Below are 17,977 nucleotides of genomic sequence, written 5' to 3' on the forward strand. Positions count from 1 at the left end.
GTAGCTGTGATTTAGTTTAAGTCACTTTGCATAATAAATTTGTTGGCATAAGAAATGGGCAACGGTTTTGCCTTCGTTGCCCGGCAGAAGCACTTCCAAGTAGGAAACAGCGATTTCTTTGCCGACCTGATTCTATATTCCATTCCGTTGCACGCATATATTGTCATAGAATTGAAAGCCACTCCTTTCAAGCCGGAATATGCCGGACAACTCAACTTTTACATCAACGTGGTGGATGATAAGTTGAGAGGGGAACACGACAACAAGACCATCGGTCTTTTGTTGTGCAGAGGAAAGGACGAAGTGGTTGCCCAGTATGCCCTTTCCGGCTATGACCAGCCCATCGGCATCAGCGATTACCAATTGAGCAAGGCGATTCCCGAGAAATTGAAATCAGCGTTGCCCAGCGTAGAAGAAGTGGAAGAAGAACTGGCTTCTTTCCTTGACAAGGATCCCCAATAATAAGAGTATGCCATGCAGAAAACGATAACAACCCTCATTCCTCAATACGGGGAGCTGAACAGAATCTGCAAAGATTGGATTGTAAGCCATACTTTCTCTTTTGAAAAGCAGAAATTCATCGTTGATTTCTACTCGAAATGGAGCGATATAAAGGCTTTTGAGCAAGCTATCCTTGAACTGGTGCTGCATACACCGCCAGAACCATGTACCCTGCTGCTGAAAAGTCTGAAAAAGGAAGTCAAAGAATACATACGGCTTTATGAATCTTACCGCCTTCTCCATGACGAAGTGATCATACGTGTATGCTACCAATACGCAGACCGCTACAAGGAAACCATCAAGGAAGAGATGGAAGTGGTAAACAGGCTGCGCAAACCGATGAACGAAGCCAACAACCGCTATGATTCCATTGGCTACCGAGAGCATACACCCGAAGAAGAAAAGCTGGCGGAAAGAGAATATGAGCGTTGCAAGGCTGAATATGAAAAGGAGAAAGCCCAGCTGGACCATCTTTATGAGCAGCAAACCCTTCTCTGGAAAGAAGCCCGGCAATACATGAAAAACCGTTGCGACGACATCTACCTGCTTAGCGTACACTTCATGAGCATCCTGACCAAATATGTACCGGACGAAGAAAGCCAACCGAACGAAGCAGACAGGCAGAGCCGTACAGACAGCCAGCCGGAAGCTGAAACTACAACCGCATCGACTACAGCTACGACTGCCGAATTGCCTGAATATTTCAGCATGAAGCTGCTTTCCATCATTCATGAAGTTTGTGCAGGGGAACAGTTTGAAGACATTACCGCACCGGATTTCTATGCCTGCATGAATCTGCATCCCTGCCAGTGCGTACTGAAAATAAAGCCAAGGGAAAAGATACGGGTATGCTATCTGATTTCCCTGATGAGGGAGCAGTTGCCGGGGCAGGATAAGGACAAATGGAAGGAAGCCATCCTGAAACACCTAAATATTGGTGAAAACTATTACAAGTCCAAGTACAGGGAACCCGTCTCCGATTTACCCAGCATTCCCAACCAAAAGTTCGTCAAGGAAATGGACGGAATATTCCGATAACCCGTGATATTCCGATATATTTTACGACATGACCACTTATACCACTCAAAATAATTTTTGAGTGGTATTTTTATTTCTTGATATTCAGCGATATAACAGAACAATCCGTATCTATCATCCACATACTTACCACTCAAAACCCTACCTAATTTTGCATCGTTCGAGAACAGAAGAAACAGCCTGTGCGCAGGGCTATTGTCAAACAAGTAATCATACGGACGATGAACAACCTCAAAGAACTGTTAGTGAAACCCGTCTGGCAGATGACAGGCGAAGAGTTCCTTTTTTTAAGCAGACACGCTTCGGTACAGGCAGAGGCGCAACCGCAGCCGACTACCGACACGGAAAGAAAGTACGTGTACGGCATACTCGGCATAGCCAAGCTTTTCGGGTGCAGCCTGCCCACAGCCAACCGCATCAAGAAAAGCGGAAAGATAGACAAAGCCATTACCCAGATTGGGCGCAAGATTATCGTGGATGCGGAACTGGCGCTGGAACTGGCTGGCAAGAAAACCGGAGGACGCAGATAAAGGAGGTGATTATGGACTATATAAAAGAAATATCACCCGAACAAGCCGTTATCCTCTGGCAGGAATCCCGGCTAAGTCTGTCAAGATGCTACGAAAAAGCCCCCGAAATTCTGAAAGTACACGGCTCTGTCATCGGGACGCTGGGCAATTTCAGCGCATCCATCGGCAAAGCCAAGAGCAAGAAAACCTTCAATGTATCGGCTATCGTAGCCGCTGCATTGAAGAACGGTACCGTGTTACGATATGCGGCTGAACTGCCCGAGGAAAAGCGGAAAGTGCTTTATATAGATACGGAGCAAAGCCCCTACCACTGCCTGAAAGTGATGAAGCGGATCCTGCGGATGGCAGGATTGCCCGATGATAGGGACAGCGGTTATCTGGAGTTTCTCGCTTTGAGAAAATACACCCCGGAACAGCGCATCAGCATTGTAGAACAGGCTATCTACCACTCACCGGATATTGGGCTGGTCATCATAGACGGCATCCGGGATATGGTGTACGACATCAACAGCCCCGGTGAATCCACCCGCATCATATCCAAGCTGATGCAGTGGACGGACGACAGGCAGATTCATATCCATACGATACTGCATCAGAACAAGGGGGATGAGAACGCAAGAGGGCACATCGGTACGGAACTGAACAACAAGGCGGAAACAGTCCTGCTGGTGGAAAAGGACAAGGGGAACAGCGACATCAGCCATGTTTCCGCCATGCACATCCGGGCGATGGACTTCGAGCCTTTTGCATTCCGCATCAACGACCGAGCCCTGCCCGAACTTGCGGAAGGTTACAAGCCGGAAGCAAGGAAGCCGGGAAGACCCTCAGTGGAAAAGTTTGACCCTTACAAGGATATTTCAGAACCGCAGCACCGTGCCGCTCTGGAAGCCGCTTTTGCACTGAAAGAGGAATACGGCTACAAGGAGCTGGAAGATACCTTAATCAAGACTTATCTGGCAGAGGGGGTTAGGCTGAATCACCAGAATGCAGTGGCACTTATCACCATGCTGCGCAACAAACGGATGATAGTGCAGGAAAACGGCAGGAAGTATTCCTTCAAGCCCGATTACCACTATTAGCCGACTACATCGAAAATCACTTCACTTTATTCCCGTATCCTATATATACGACAATTTAGTGAAGTGATTTCAGAAACAGACTAATCGCTTCACTTTATTCCGGGGGTCTATATATTAGGAGTTTAGTGAAGTGATTGTACAGACCGCATACTTCTAAGAGTTGCGGGCAAAAAGAGAAATAATCAACGTACTCACTAAAAACGATTTCCTTATGAACATCGAGACTGCAAAACAAATCAATCTGGCTGACTACCTGCACAGCCTGGGTTATTCACCCGTCAAACAGCAGGGTATCAACCTTTGGTACAAATCTCCCTTGAGGGAAGAAACAGAGGCTTCCTTCAAAGTGAACACCGAACGCAACCAGTGGTACGACTTCGGTTTAGGGAAAGGGGGCGGTATCATTGAACTGGCTGCACACCTGTATGCTACCGACCATGTACCTTACCTGCTGGAGCGGATTGCGGAACAGACACCGCATGTACACCCAGTATCTTTCTCCTTTGGCAAGCAGGACTCTTTCGGTCCGAGCTTCCAGCAGCTGGAGATAGTACCGCTATCGTCTCCTGCCCTGCTTTCCTACTTACAAGGTAGAGGAATAGATTTGGAGCTGGCAAAAAGAGAATGTAGTGAAGCCCGTTACACCCACAACGGCAAGCGTTACTTTGCCATTGCCTTCCCTAACGGTTCGGGTGGGTTTGAGGTTCGTAACCCCTATTTCAAGGGCTGCATCGCCCCCAAGGAAATCTCCCACATCAAACAATCGGGGAAAGCAAGGACTACCTGCTATGTGTTCGAGGGATTCATGGACTATCTTTCCTTTCTGACATTGAGACAGGAAAGCTGCCCGAATTATCCGGAATTGGACGGGCAGGACTACATTGTATTGAACTCCGTATCGAATATAAAAAAGGCTCTCTATCCGCTGGGCAACTATGAGCGCATCCACTGCTTTTTCGACAACGACCATGCAGGACTGGAAGCACTCCAACAAATCCGCATGGAATACGGCAGAGACCGGTACATCCGGGACGCTTCGCAGATTTATGGCGGGTGCAAGGACTTGAACGAATACTTACAGAAACTGGTTGAGAAAAAAAGGCAGTTCCAGTCCGCCAAAGGGGTGCGCAGCCAATCACCTGAGAAGAAGAACGGCTTCCGGTTATAGCCCACTATAACTACACGCTTCGCTTTCGTAGTTGTGGGCTCTCCCGAGGGGATTAGGGCTTTGCCCTAATGACCCACTCAGGACGTTTCACCCCTGAGAACCCCGAGCAAAGAGTGACCCTCTCTTTGCAATCTCCGCTTATGGGTTACCCCTAAGAAATCTCGTGCAAATGAGAGCAGAGGCAAGCTTGCTTGACCTATGCCGAATGCAGCCGAGATTCATAAAATAACCCCTCTGCGAAAGCGAGCAGAATAATCAATTGCAAACAAAGAAAAGAAGCTATGGCAACAAAATCAAGCATACACATCAAGCCTTGCAACATCGCATCGAGCGAGGCACACAACCGAAGGACTGCCGAGTATATGCGTAATATCGGGGAGTCCAGAATCTATGTCGTTCCCGAACTTTCCACCGATAACGAACAGTGGATAAATCCCGACTTCGGCACTCCCGAACTGCGAACTCATTATGACAATATCAAGCAAATGGTCAAGGAAAAGACCGGACGTGCCATGCAGGAAAAGGAAAGGGAACGCAAGGGAAAGAATGGAAAGATTATCAAGGTGGCGGGATGCTCACCCATCCGTGAAGGAGTATTGCTTATCAGACCGGACACCACACTGGCTGATGTACGCAAATTCGGTGAAGAGTGCCAAAGACGCTGGGGCATCACTCCGCTACAGATTTTCCTGCATAAAGACGAAGGGCATTGGCTGAACGGTCAGCCGGAAGCGGAAGACAAGGAGAGCTTCCAAGTCGGTAACAGATGGTTCAAACCAAATTATCATGCTCATGTCGTATTCGACTGGATGAACCATGAAACTGGAAAAAGCCGAAAGCTCAATGACGAGGATATGGCAACCATGCAGACCCTTGCTTCCGATATTCTCCTGATGGAACGTGGACAGGCAAAAGCTGTCACAGGTAAAGAGCATCTGGAACGAAATGATTTCATCATTGAGAAGCAGAAAGCCGAACTGCAACGTATAGAGGAAACCAAGCGACACAAGGAACAACAAGTAAGCCTTGCCGAACAGGAACTCAAACAGGTAAAAGCAGAGATACGCACGGACAAACTAAAGAAAACAGCCACCAATGCTGCTACCGCCATAGCAAGCGGTGTAGGTTCTCTTTTCGGAAGCGGTAAGCTGAAAGAACTGGAACATCACATCGAGCAGCTACATCAGGAAATTACCAAACGGGACAAAGCTACTGATGAATTAAAAATTCAGATACAACAAATACAGGAACAGCATAGCAGACAAATTCGTAATCTTCAAAGAATACATAATCAAGAACTTGAAGCCAAAGACAAGGAAATATCACGATTGAGCACCTTGCTTGAAAAAGCCCACAAATGGTTTCCCATGTTCAAAGAGATGTTGAGAATGGAAAAACTATGCGCTGTTATCGGATTTACCAAAGATATGATAGAAAGCCTCTTGACAAAGAAAGAAGCCATACAATGTAGTGGCAAAATTTATTCCGAAGAACACAGACGAAAGTTTGAAATCAATAACGATGTTTTCAGGGTGGAGAAACATCCAACCGATAGCGGTAAACTTATGTTAACTATAAATAGGAAGCCGATTGGAGAGTGGTTCAAAGGGCAGTTTGATAAGTTACGGCAAGGTTTGAGAATATCAGCAGAAGAACCAAGAAAAAGCAAAGGGTTCAAATTGTAATTGTTAAATCGCCCAAACTTATCAGAAAGGAGTAGCCCAATAGCATTTGGGTTGCTTCTTTTTCGTACTTTTATGGCATTATTAGAAAACTCATAATTCTACAAATGGAAATACATAATTTATTAAAGGTAAAATCAAGGACAGAACTGCGTGAATGGCTTCTGCAAAATCATGATAAAGCAACTGAGTGTTGGGTAGTGGTAAGGCGAGGAAGACCCAAAGAAGACGGAACTTTTTGGTATATAGATGCCGTAGAAGAAGCCTTATGTTTCGGTTGGATTGACAGTACCACAAAGAAACTGCCTGATAATACAACCGTCCAAAAGCTTTGTCCTCGAAAGCCCAGAAGTAATTGGTCGGAACTGAATAAGGAGCGATGCCGCAGAATGGAAAAACTTGGTATGATGACTGATGCAGGAAGAGCAGTTCTGCCTGATATGTCCGATAATGGTTTTACTATAGATAAGGATATTATAAAAGAATTGAAATCCGACCCTTTAATATGGGAAAACTTCTGCCAACTACCGGATTTGTATAAGCGTGTGAGGATAGATACTATTCAAATAAAGAAACGCCAGCCGGAACTTTTCAAGAGCCGCCTAAGCAAATTCATAGAGAATACTCGCAAAGGCATTCTTTACGGAGAGTGGAATGATAATGGTAGATTATAATCTAATATGAGTAGAATATGAATAAAACTATTAACTATAAAATTCGACCTTTGTGTCAAGATGAATCATCTTTATTAAAGGATTTTCTTTACGAAGCGATATTCATCCCGGAAGGAATGGAAGCCCCTTCAAGGGACGTAGTAAATCTGCCGGAATTGAAACTCTATGTCGAGCATTTTGGAACAAAAGAGGATGACTTTTGTCTGGTTGCTGATTGTGAAGGAAAAGTCGTAGGAGCAGTATGGGTCAGGATTATGAATGACTATGGGCATATAGATGACCAAACTCCTTCCCTTTCCATAGCATTGTATAAAGAATATCGTAATAAGGGCATCGGGAGCCATTTGATGAATGAAATGACAGAGTTGCTTAGAAAAAAGGGATATAAGCGTGTTTCCCTTTCCGTGCAGAAAGCTAACCGTGCTGTCCATTTGTATCTTAAATTGAGATTCAAGGTGGCAAAAGAGACGATGGATGAGTTTATAATGACAAAAGAACTTAGCCAGTTAAATCCCCAATATAAGCTTCTCCCTCTTGAAGATAAGGACATTCCCGAAATGCAGGAATTATTTCGTTCTACCGTGCTGAATGTCAATATAAGGCATTATACAAAAGAAGAGGTAGAAGATTGGGCATCTTGTGGTGACAGTGTGGAGCATTTGAAAGAGCTTCTGTCACACAATCATTTTATAGGCGCTTTTGATGAAGCGAGCCGCATGGTTGGCTTTTCATCCATGAATAAAGACGGCTATCTGCATTCTATGTTCGTACACAAGGACTGGCAAGGTAAAGGAGTGGCCACACAACTTCTTTCTGAAGTTGAACACATTGCCAGGCAATGGGGAGTTGCTGAAATAACATCCGAAGTAAGCCTGACAGCCAGACCATTCTTTGAGAAGAAGGGATATGAAATAGTCAAAATGCAGAAACATAGAGCAAACAAACTGGAACTGACAAATTTCATCATGCGCAAATTATTATAGTCACATAGAACATAATCTCTTAAATGAATATAAAACACCCAGTTTTACATTCTTGGGTGTAAAACTGGGTGTTTGTTTTGCAATTTGCTGATTTTCAGCGTTTATTGCGGAGAGAGGGGGATTCGAACCCCCGATACCCTTTAGGGGTATACACGCTTTCCAGGCGTGCCTCTTCAACCACTCGAGCACCTCTCCTTGTTCGGGGCGCAAAAGTAAGGGAAGTTTTTGGAATTACCAAATGTTCGGGCAAATAATATTAAAAGTCCGTTCAAGCAACCAATGCCGGAACGGACTTTCAACACTCAATAAAACATACTTATCATTACCGTGATCTGACTTCCCGTCTCATGAATATGACATACGAAAGGGCAAAACAGATAACAGTAGCTGCAATCAGTCCGGTGAGCTGCGGCCACACCACCAAAAGACTCTGTCCCAATGGCAGCGGGCTGGGAATGGCCCCCTGAACCTGCTCCATAGTGAGCGGCCCCAAACTTCTGACGGAAGGCATCAGCAGCGTTGTGGTCGCCTCATTGAACAGTTCGCTAGGTGCCAGACGCATCAGACCGAGAATAAATTTCTGGTAACTGACTATCTGATAAGGAGATGCCAGCTGCGAGGGGCTCAACGCCTTGGCAACCAGGTTGACAATCATCGTATAGAACACGCTGAAAAACAACCATACCGCCACCGAAGCCAATGCCGAGGTGGCCGCCTGACGGAAGCAAAGCGAAAACAGAATGGCCAGATTCAGCCAGAATGCCACATAGAATACACTGATTATGAGAAAGAATACAATCCTCCAAAATTCTTCTGCTGTGGGAGGAATGCCTATCGCTATCAACCCGCAGCCCATTACGAGGAATCCCAGTACAAACAGCATTATACCTATCACAATCAATGCAGCCACGAACTTGGCATTGATAATGCAATCACGATGAACGGGCTGTGACAGCATACGGCTCAACGTCCCCTTGTTCTGTTCCGAATTTATAGCATCGAATCCCAGCGCAATCCCCAACAATGGCCCCAGAAAGTTGATAAACTGCACAAAAGAAGGCAATGTGCCGTCCGAGGCTGTGAACAACTTCAAGAAAAGGAACGAACCGTCCGGGTCATTGGGCTTGATGGCGGCACCGATGTTGGTAAGCGAGGTATAGAGTGAGCCCATGCACGTAAGCAAAATGATTCCCATCAAGATAATGAACCGCCAACTTTTCACATGGTCGGATATTTCCTTGTTGACGACTACCCAAAAAGGATAATTGACTTTATTCATGCCTTTCCCCTCCTTCCTCCATATAATGGTTATAAATATCAGACAATTCCTGATGCTTGTCCTTCAAATCAGACATATCAATCAAGGTGACCAGCTTCCCGCTGTTGAACAGTCCCACGCGGTCGCAAACTTTCTGCACCTGGTCCAGGTGGTGGGAAGAGAACAAGACGGTCAGTCCCTCCTTCCGGCTCAACTGCCTAATGAGCTCGATGAACTCCTGAACACCGGCAGGGTCTATTCCCGAAGTAGGTTCATCCAGGATTATAATTTCCGGATTTTTGATAAGCACGTCCGCCAGTCCCAATCGCTGGCGCATACCGCGCGAATATTTCCCGGTCTTCTTTTTCATCTGTCCGGCAAGCCCCACATGCTCCATCAGCTCCAGCGCCCTGACTTTCGCTTCGGCATCCGAAATGCCATTGAGACGCGCAGTATATATAAGGTTTTCCGGACCGGTCATGTCATCATAAAACCCCACATCTTCGGGCAGATAGCCTATCTTCCGCTTTACCTCGATAGGATGCCTGGTAGAGTCGATACCGCAAATCTCCACAGAGCCGGAAGTGGGTTCCGTCAGTCCCAGCATCATCAGGATGGTAGTTGACTTGCCGGCGCCGTTTGGCCCCAATAATCCGAAAATCTCCCCTTTACGGATAGTCAAGCAAATGCGGTCTACGGCAGTGAAGCGCCCATACTGCTTGGTCAAGTCTGTCAATGCAATCACTCGCTCGTCCATGCTCACCTCCTTCCATATTTACGGAACAGATAGCATACGGCACCTATGGCAACGATTATTATCAAAACGCCCACCCATCCCCATATCATCGGGGTTTTCACGGCAATGCGGAATTGGGCGTCTGTATTCACTTCAGGAGTTTTGGCCGTCATGGTAGCCACATAATCTCCGGGCAATGCCTTTTTGGATGCTTTCATGGTAGCTACGACATTGGCCGTTTCCCCCGCCTTCAGCATATCAATCTTCGAAGGCTCAAAAGACACTTCCCAGTCCACGGGCTTATTGGCAGAAAGCTGGATATCTTTCAACAATGAAGAGCCGGTATTCCGGACCACCAACTCGATACGCTTCACATCTCCCGCTGTGATTTCGGTACTCAACAATCCTCTGGGCGTGGACAATTCCATCTCGTAGGAACCCGTGACAACAACTTCCAGCTCCAAGTCGGCAGAAGTCGTACCGGTAGCCGCACGTACCGGAATCTTGTAATTGCCGGCTTCCACATTGGCGGGAGGGACAATCTCTATACTCACATTCTGGCTGCTGTTCGCTTCCACCTGGGCAGAAGTGGCCTGCTTATAGTTGGGCTTGAACACGACACTCCAGCCTCTGGGGGCATTGGCCATCAGCGCATACAGCTGCTGGTCGGCCGTCTGGTTTTTCAAAGTGGCATTGAAGGTAAAGGTGGACTTGGAATTGCCCTGCATATTGGGCTGGTCGGTAGTGAACTCGGTCTGGTAAGTTCCTTTCTGGGCCACGACCACCTCCAGCGGCAGTTTGGTTTCTCCGGCAAATACTGTGAAATGATAACTTCCTTTATTTACTTTTAGAGGAACTTCCACTTTCAAATTGAACGTTTTCTTTTCCTGGGGCAGTACAGAAAGCTGGCTGAGGGTCCAGCCGCCTGACTTGATTTCATGCTTCCAACTGCCCGGCAATCCGCTGACCGAGAGATTTGCATTTGTAACCCCGTCCGTGTTGTTAATCAAATCAATGCTGTAATCAATGGACGCTCCGGGCGTCACGGAAATTTTTGTGTAAGGAGTGTACAGAATAATGCTTCCAGATTCATCGGCATGTACACGATTTAAGGGAAAAGCTCCCAACAAAATAGCTAACAATAAAATACAATTTGTTCTCATAGTCATAAAAAAGTTCTTATGGTTGTTTTATTATGAATATTTTCCCAATTTGTGCGTTACAAAAATAAAAGATAGCTATATTAGCTGGTGTTAAAAGAAACAAAAGAATATAATTGCGGACACGATATACCCTACAATGACCTGCTTTTCTTATCTTTGCGATTCCTATTGATACAAACGAATACCATACCGACATGAGAATCCTTGAAATACGCTTACAGAACCAGCAACTGTCCACTCCACTCTTCCGCCACCCGAAAGAACTGGTCTCCTGGATGGGCGCCATGCAGGCACAAGACTATACAATGGTGAAATGGGCCGTAGGTATGAGGCTGAAGTCACCGGGAATTCAAACTGTGGAAAAAGCCCTGCATCAAGGGGAAATACTGAGAACCCACGTAATGCGCCCCACATGGCACCTGGTAGCAGCAGAAGACATTCGTTGGATGCTGAAACTCTCTGCACAACGCATCAAATCTGCCAATGATTCCTATGCAAAAGGGCATGGTCTGGAAATCACGGAACAGCAATATGAAAGAAGCTACACCATACTTGGGAATATCCTCAGCGGGAAGCGAAGCCTGACGAAACAAGAGATTGCGGAACATTTTGAACATTCGGGACTGCTTGCAGACAACTACCACATGACCCGCTTCATGTCGCGTGCCGAAGTCGAAGGCATTGTGTGCAGCGGAGAATGCCGTGGACGGCAACACACCTATGCCCTTCTGGACGAAAGAGTTCCACCTACCCCCGAACTAGCGAAAGAAGAAGCGCTGGCCCGCCTGGCTACAGCCTATTTCCGCAGCCATGCCCCCGCTACCCTGCAAGACTTCTCCTGGTGGTCCGGTTTGCCTTTAACGGAAGCAAGGCAAGCCATTTCTCTGATAGAACCGGAACTGATGTCCGAACAATGGCACAGCCAGACATGGTACATCCATGACTCCTGCCGGACATTAGGAAAGGCGACCGACAGCCTGCACCTTCTTCCCTCCTACGATGAATACCTGATAGGCTACAAGGACCGGACGAACGTCCTACCCAAAGAAGACTATTCCAAAGCTTTCACCAACAACGGATTGTTCTTTCCGGTACTTCTCTATAAGGGGCATGTAGTAGGAAATTGGAACAAGGCGTCCAAGAAAAAAGAAATCTTCCCGGAGCTTTCGCTTTTCCGGAAAGATATCTGCCTGAAAGAGGAATTGCTGAACCAGGCTAAAGAAAGGTATGTCCGGTTCCTAACACATTAAAGGCGGTCATCGAAGATGTTCATTGAAGAATCTCTCTATTTTGCCGAATGGAATTACCTCTATATTGTCATACAAGTCTACATGGTTTGCACCGGGAATAATCAGCAGCTCCTTATTATCACCCTGCAACTTTTTAAAAGCATCTTCACTGAAATAACGTGAATGGGCCTTCTCACCGTGCAGCATCAACACTGCACTACGGATTTCATCACTATATGAAAGGATAGGCATATTGATGAACGAAAGCGGTGAAGTCTTGTTCCATCCGCGGTTAGAATTGAGTGACCGCTTATGATAGCCGCGCGGTGTTTTATAATAGGCATGGTAGTCCTTCACAAATTGTGGAGCATCGGCAGGCAACGGATCTACTACACCTCCTTCAAGAGCAAATGTACCGTTTCTATAATCCTCCGTACGCTGAGCATTAAGCTGACGCCGCAATTCGTGCCGTGCATCGGCATTCATAGAATCAAAATAACCGTTAGCATTGACCCGGCTCATGTCGTACATGGTTGCCGTAACTGTAGCCTTGATGCGAGTATCGATAGCCGCTGCATTAAGCGCCATGCCTCCCCATCCACAAATACCGAGAATGCCGATGCGCTCTGCATCTACATCGTCACGGGTGGAAAGATAATCGACCGCTGCACTGAAATCTTCCGTATTGATGTCCGGCGAAGCCACATAACGGGGCTGGCCGCTACTTTCCCCCGTATAGGATGGATCGAAAGCAATCGTCAGAAATCCACGTTCTGCCAATGTCTGCGCATACAAGCCCGAAGCTTGTTCCTTCACGGCACCAAACGGGCCACTGATGGCAATGGCAGACAATTTACCCGTCGCATTCTTGGGTACATACAAATCGGCAGTAAGTGTAATGCCGTAACGGTTGTGGAAAGTTATCTTCTTATGGTTTACTTTATCACTCTGTGGAAATGTCTTGTCCCACTCCTGAATCAGATTCAAATTCTCTTCCATAAATTTATTATCATTATTAGGATTATTTTCTGTTGCAGACAAATGTCCCGCAGCACAAAGGCTAATAACCATCGCCGCACATATGTTTTTTACCATGTTCTTCATCTCTACTTCTTTTAGTTTCGGCTGGAAATTCATTTCTTAATCCATTGCTTGACAGTTTCCCGGCTCGCTCCATTCAGCAGCCTGCCTTTTCCCCAGTTTATGCCGGGGTAATTCGTCTGTAATTCCTTTTCTGCATTAAAAATACTACTGCTTCCCGAAGTGGCGAATGGAATAACCGTTTTACCTGCAAAATCACCGCTTTCTATAAATGTATTGATAATTCTTGGAGCCAAATTCCACCAAATAGGAAAACCGATATAAATAGTATCATACTCCGAGAGACTCACCAGTTTAGAATACAATGCAGGACGCGATTTGGAATCCGACATTTCCACACTGCTGCGCGAAGCTTTGTCATGCCAGTCCAAATCAGTAGCCGTGTACTTTTTCGCAGGCTGTATTTCGTAGAGAGTCCCATCGACAGTTTCTGCCACCAACTTGGCAGCCCTTGCCGTTGTTCCCGTTGCCGAGAAATAAGCTACCAGTGTCTTACCACCTTTTTTCTGTGCGTTAACAATAATAGACAACAGCATAACTGCCATCATAAACAATACCAATCTTTTCATACGATATATTATTTAGTTGAAACATATAAATCCAATTGTTATAGCGATACAAAAGTAGCGGGTATTATTATTACATAGGTATCCAGATTACTGATTATATAACCCAAATTACTGATAGATGTCCGAGAAGAGAAATAAAAAAACCCGTAAAACCTTGATTTTACGGGATTTGTCATACTTTGAGTCCTTTTTGTCTTTGGAGTTCTGCGGAGAGACAGGGATTCGAACCCCGGGTGCCTCGCAGCACAACGGTTTTCAAGACCGCCGCAATCGACCACTCTGCCACCTCTCCTAAAAACTTCCTTTTCGAGAAGTGCTTTTTTCTTAAAGCGGTGCAAAGGTACAAATCATTTTTAATTCTGCAAACTTCCTTTCTCTTTTTTCATGAATTAATAGTACTTTTGCACCATGATATATCCGCAGAACTTTGAACAGAAAATAGGTTTCGACCAAATACGCCAATTGCTGAAAGAAAAATGTCTCAGTACACTTGGCGAAGAACGGGTGATAGACATGGCATTCTCCGACCACTTTGGGGAGGTGGAGGAGCGTTTGGACCAAGTCACTGAATTTGTACGCATACTCCAAGAAGAAGACAACTTCCCGGCACAATACTTTTTTGATGTACGTCCGTCACTGAAACGCATACGCGTGGAAGGCATGTATCTGGATGAACAAGAGCTCTTTGACCTGCGCCGTTCACTGGAAACCATACGTGATATTGTACGCTTCCTACAGAAAAGCGACGATGATGAGGAAGAGGGCGCTTCCCCCTACCCTTGTCTGAAAAGACTGGCGGGAGACATCACCGTTTTCCCACAGCTCATAGCAAAAATAAACGGCATCCTCTCCCCTTACGGAAAAATCAAGGACAATGCCTCTACAGAGTTGGCACGCATCCGCCGGGAACTGGCAAGTACTATGGGAAGCATCTCCCGCTCACTGAATAGTATTCTACGAAATGCCCAGTCCGAGGGCATTGTGGACAAAGACGTAACGCCCACCATGCGTGACGGCCGTCTGGTCATTCCCGTTGCACCGGCACTGAAACGGAAAATACGCGGTATTGTACACGACGAGTCGGCCAGTGGTAAAACCGTATTCATCGAGCCTGCCGAAGTAGTGGAAGCCAACAATCGCATACGAGAACTTGAAGGTGACGAACGCAGAGAAATTATCCGCATCCTGACGGACTTCTCCAACCAGTTGCGTCCCTCCATCTCCGACGTACTGCTATCATATGAGTTCCTTGCCGAAATAGACTTCATACGTGCCAAAGCATTGTTTGCCGAGCAAATATCCGGACTGAAACCGGCTCTCGAAAACAAGCAACTGCTGGACTGGACAATGGCGGTACACCCACTCTTGCAGCTTTCTCTCGCCAAACATGGCAAAAAAGTCGTACCGCTTGACATCGAACTGAATGAAAAGCAACGTATCCTCATTATCTCCGGTCCGAACGCAGGCGGCAAGTCCGTCTGCCTAAAGACAGTAGGCTTATTGCAATACATGCTGCAATCCGGACTACTCATCCCGATGCACGAACGCAGTCATGCCGGAATATTCAGCAGCATATTCATTGACATCGGTGACGAGCAGTCCATTGAAGATGATTTGAGTACCTATTCCTCCCACCTTACAAACATGAAAATCATGATGAAAAGTTGCAATGAACGGAGCCTCATCCTGATTGATGAATTCGGTGGTGGAACAGAACCCCAAATAGGAGGCGCCATCGCCGAAGCCGTATTGAAACGCTTCAACCAAAAACAGACGTTCGGTGTCATCACCACACACTATCAGAATCTGAAACATTTTGCCGAAGACCACGAAGGTGTAGTAAACGGCGCCATGCTCTATGACCGCCATCTGATGCAAGCACTGTTCCAGTTGCAGATAGGCAATCCTGGCAGTTCGTTCGCTGTAGAGATTGCCCGCAAGATAGGTCTGCCCGAAGATGTCATCGCCGATGCCTCGGAAATTGTGGGCAGCGAATACATCAATGCCGATAAGTACCTGCAAGACATTGTGCGCGACAAACGCTATTGGGAAGGCAAACGCCAGACAATACGCCAGCGTGAAAAGCACATGGAAGAGACTATCGAGCGTTATCAAACCGAAATCGAAGATTTGCAGAAATCCCGGAAGGAGATTCTGCGCAAAGCGAAAGAAGAAGTGGAGCAATTGATGCAGGAAGCCAATGCGCGCATCGAGAACACCATACGCTCCATCAAAGAAGCCCAAGCAGAAAAAGAAAAGACACGCCAGGCCCGCCAGGAATTGACGAACTTCCGCGAATCAATGGAATCGCTTACCAACAAGGAACTGGAAGAAAAAATTGCCCGCAAAATGGAAAAGCTGAAAGAGAAGCAAAACCGGAAAAAAGAAAAGAAAGCAGGCAAAGGAAAAGAGGACGGGCTATCCGCCCAGGCTTTGGCAGAACAGCAGGCGCGGAAGGAAGCAGAACGCCTTGCAGCCATCACCCCCGGCTGCAACGTCAGAATAAAGGGACAAACCTCTGTGGGAGAAGTAATGGAAGTGAATGGCAAGAATGCGGTCGTCGCGTTCGGCAGCATCAAAACTACCGTAAAACTAGATAGGCTGGAACGTACCAACGCGCAGCCTAAACAAGCTGATGTGTCCACCAAAAACACTTTCATCAGTGTCCAAACCCAGGACAGCATGTACGAGAAGAAACTACATTTCAAACAAGACATTGATGTCCGCGGCATGCGTGGCGACGAAGCCTTGCAAGCCGTTACCTATTTCATTGATGATGCCATCCTTGTCGGCATGTCACGCGTGCGTATCCTTCACGGAACTGGAACGGGTATCCTGCGCACGCTTATCCGCCAATATCTGGAAACCGTTCCCGGAGTGCGCCACTTTGCCGACGAACATATACAGTTCGGCGGAGCAGGCATCACCGTTGTGGACTTGAGTTAATGAATAATTGACAGTTGATAACTGATAGTTAAAGCTAAATCATAAATCTGAAATATATGAAATCAATCAAAGAACTCTACCGCATCGGTACCGGTCCATCCAGCAGCCACACTATGGGGCCGCGCAAGGCAGCTCAGATATTCCTGGAAAGGCATCCCGAAGCAGCCGCATTCCAAGTAACCCTGTACGGAAGCCTCGCCGCTACCGGCAAGGGACACATGACCAATGTTGCCATCACCGAGACACTGCAACCCGCAGCACCGGTAGAAATAATCTGGGAACCCAAAATATTCCTGCCCTTCCATCCCAACGGCATGAAATTCGTCTCTTTGGACAGCGAAGGCAAGGAGACCGACCAATGGACCGTATTCAGTGTCGGAGGCGGTGCCCTGGCAGAAGAGAATGACGGAGCATCATCCGTAAACACTCCGGATGTATACAAAATGAACAGTATGACCGAAATACTACAATGGTGTGAACGTACCGGAAAAAGTTACTGGGAGTACGTCAAGGAATGCGAGGAAAGCGACATTTGGGATTACCTGCAGGAGGTATGGAAAACCATGCAGGCTGCCGTAAAACGGGGATTGGATAGTGAAGGAGTCCTGCCTGGCCCTCTGAATCTGCGCCGAAAGGCTTCTACCTATTATATACGTGCCAGTGGCTACAAGGCTTCCCTCCAGTCGCGCGGACTGGTATTTGCCTATGCCTTGGCAGTAAGTGAAGAAAATGCGTCAGGTGGGGTCATTGTCACTGCACCTACCTGCGGTTCGTGTGGCATTGTACCGGCAGTGCTCTATCATCTGCAAAAAAGCCGGGAATTCAGCGACACACGCATACTCCGTGCCCTTGCCACAGCCGGACTGATAGGAAACATCGTGAAGACCAACGCTTCTATTTCGGGAGCGGAAGCCGGATGCCAGGCAGAGGTAGGTGTAGCATGTTCCATGGCATCAGCCGCAGCCAACCAATTGTTTGGAGGCAGTCCGGCACAAATAGAATATGCCGCTGAAATGGGATTGGAGCATCATTTGGGAATGACCTGCGACCCGGTTTGTGGGTTGGTACAAATCCCGTGCATCGAACGTAATGCCTACGCCGCCGCACGTGCCCTGGATGCCAACCTTTACTCCTCCTTCACCGATGGCATGCACCGCGTATCATTCGACAAGGTGGTGGAAGTCATGAAAGAAACCGGAAACGACCTGCCCTCCCTCTACAAAGAAACCAGCGAAGGAGGACTGGCGAAGGATTATAAGCCGATGTAGTTAAGGATAAGGGATTAAGGATTAAGGGATTAAGTTTTCAATATGATTGCAC

General features: G+C 46.9%; 14 protein-coding genes, 2 tRNA genes and 3 pseudogenes. 12 read left to right on the forward strand and 7 right to left on the reverse strand.

Features of this window, described 5'->3' with window-relative positions:
• Positions 1 to 51 precede the first annotated feature (51 nt).
• The 9 genes and pseudogenes from DWY57_RS02155 to DWY57_RS21595 form a co-directional block, all read left to right on the forward strand.
• Positions 52 to 462, forward strand: a pseudogene (locus DWY57_RS02155) (PDDEXK nuclease domain-containing protein); the annotation flags it as partial.
• A 12-nt stretch (positions 463 to 474) separates the two neighbouring features.
• The gene (locus DWY57_RS02160; protein WP_119961275.1) at positions 475 to 1,539 is read left to right on the forward strand and encodes a hypothetical protein; all 1,065 of its coding nucleotides are present in this window, start codon (positions 475 to 477) and stop codon (positions 1,537 to 1,539) included.
• Between the two features lie 221 nt (positions 1,540 to 1,760).
• A complete protein-coding gene (locus tag DWY57_RS02165; RefSeq protein WP_005654521.1) occupies positions 1,761 to 2,069 on the forward strand; it encodes a DUF3853 family protein in 309 nt (102 codons plus the stop codon).
• A gap of 11 nt (positions 2,070 to 2,080) precedes the next feature.
• The gene (locus DWY57_RS02170) at positions 2,081 to 3,148 is read left to right on the forward strand and encodes an AAA family ATPase (RefSeq protein ID WP_119961276.1); all 1,068 of its coding nucleotides are present in this window, start codon (positions 2,081 to 2,083) and stop codon (positions 3,146 to 3,148) included.
• A 211-nt stretch (positions 3,149 to 3,359) separates the two neighbouring features.
• Positions 3,360 to 4,316, forward strand: a complete 957-nt coding sequence (locus DWY57_RS02175; RefSeq protein WP_119961277.1) for a toprim domain-containing protein — start codon at positions 3,360 to 3,362, stop codon at positions 4,314 to 4,316.
• 281 nt (positions 4,317 to 4,597) lie between these two features.
• The gene (locus DWY57_RS02180) at positions 4,598 to 6,001 is read left to right on the forward strand and encodes a mobilization protein (protein WP_119961278.1); all 1,404 of its coding nucleotides are present in this window, start codon (positions 4,598 to 4,600) and stop codon (positions 5,999 to 6,001) included.
• 104 nt (positions 6,002 to 6,105) lie between these two features.
• On the forward strand, positions 6,106 to 6,672 hold the full coding sequence (locus DWY57_RS02185; RefSeq protein WP_119961279.1) for a YdeI/OmpD-associated family protein: 567 nt from the start codon (positions 6,106 to 6,108) through the stop codon (positions 6,670 to 6,672).
• A 17-nt stretch (positions 6,673 to 6,689) separates the two neighbouring features.
• A pseudogene (locus DWY57_RS21590) lies at positions 6,690 to 7,175 on the forward strand (GNAT family N-acetyltransferase); the annotation flags it as partial.
• Positions 7,176 to 7,283: 108 nt separating this feature from the next.
• Positions 7,284 to 7,655, forward strand: a pseudogene (locus DWY57_RS21595) (GNAT family N-acetyltransferase); the annotation flags it as partial.
• A gap of 107 nt (positions 7,656 to 7,762) precedes the next feature.
• On the opposite strand, the gene DWY57_RS02195 reads toward DWY57_RS21595, so the two are convergent.
• The 4 genes from DWY57_RS02195 to DWY57_RS02210 form a co-directional block, all read right to left on the reverse strand.
• Positions 7,763 to 7,850, reverse strand: a tRNA-Ser gene (locus DWY57_RS02195).
• 127 nt (positions 7,851 to 7,977) lie between these two features.
• Positions 7,978 to 8,934 (reverse strand): ABC transporter permease, encoded by a 957-nt coding sequence (locus DWY57_RS02200; RefSeq protein WP_008664980.1) that lies wholly within the window; start codon positions 8,932 to 8,934, stop codon positions 7,978 to 7,980.
• Positions 8,927 to 9,670, reverse strand: coding sequence for an ABC transporter ATP-binding protein (locus DWY57_RS02205; RefSeq protein WP_034522675.1), 744 nt, complete (start codon positions 9,668 to 9,670; stop codon positions 8,927 to 8,929). The genes DWY57_RS02200 and DWY57_RS02205 overlap by 8 nt, the downstream gene beginning before the upstream one ends.
• A gap of 2 nt (positions 9,671 to 9,672) precedes the next feature.
• Positions 9,673 to 10,818 carry an NEW3 domain-containing protein gene (locus tag DWY57_RS02210; protein WP_119961281.1) on the reverse strand — a complete coding sequence of 382 codons (1,146 nt, stop codon included), beginning with the start codon at positions 10,816 to 10,818 and terminating at the stop codon, positions 9,673 to 9,675.
• Between the two features lie 188 nt (positions 10,819 to 11,006).
• Here DWY57_RS02210 and DWY57_RS02220 point away from each other — a divergent pair, with 188 nt between their 5' ends.
• The gene (locus DWY57_RS02220) at positions 11,007 to 12,062 is read left to right on the forward strand and encodes a winged helix DNA-binding domain-containing protein (protein WP_119961283.1); all 1,056 of its coding nucleotides are present in this window, start codon (positions 11,007 to 11,009) and stop codon (positions 12,060 to 12,062) included.
• A 6-nt stretch (positions 12,063 to 12,068) separates the two neighbouring features.
• Here the strand turns inward: DWY57_RS02220 and DWY57_RS02225 are convergent, their stop codons facing one another.
• From DWY57_RS02225 to DWY57_RS02235, 3 genes are all read right to left on the reverse strand, one after another.
• A complete protein-coding gene (locus DWY57_RS02225; protein ID WP_171030432.1) occupies positions 12,069 to 13,145 on the reverse strand; it encodes an alpha/beta hydrolase in 1,077 nt (358 codons plus the stop codon).
• Positions 13,146 to 13,174: 29 nt separating this feature from the next.
• Entirely contained in the window at positions 13,175 to 13,711 is a 537-nt protein-coding gene (locus DWY57_RS02230) for a flavodoxin (protein ID WP_119961284.1), read from the reverse strand.
• Positions 13,712 to 13,918: 207 nt separating this feature from the next.
• Positions 13,919 to 14,003: transfer RNA gene (locus DWY57_RS02235), tRNA-Ser, on the reverse strand.
• Between the two features lie 116 nt (positions 14,004 to 14,119).
• On the opposite strand from DWY57_RS02235, the gene DWY57_RS02240 reads away from it, so the two are divergent.
• Positions 14,120 to 16,657 (forward strand): Smr/MutS family protein, encoded by a 2,538-nt coding sequence (locus tag DWY57_RS02240; RefSeq protein ID WP_119961285.1) that lies wholly within the window; start codon positions 14,120 to 14,122, stop codon positions 16,655 to 16,657.
• A gap of 56 nt (positions 16,658 to 16,713) precedes the next feature.
• Entirely contained in the window at positions 16,714 to 17,925 is a 1,212-nt protein-coding gene (locus DWY57_RS02245; RefSeq protein ID WP_117966895.1) for an L-serine ammonia-lyase, read from the forward strand.
• Positions 17,926 to 17,977: the final 52 nt, after the last annotated feature.

This window comes from Bacteroides sp. AF25-5LB, assembly GCF_003602965.1.
GTDB classification, from domain to species: Bacteria; Bacteroidota; Bacteroidia; order Bacteroidales; family Bacteroidaceae; genus Bacteroides; species Bacteroides uniformis.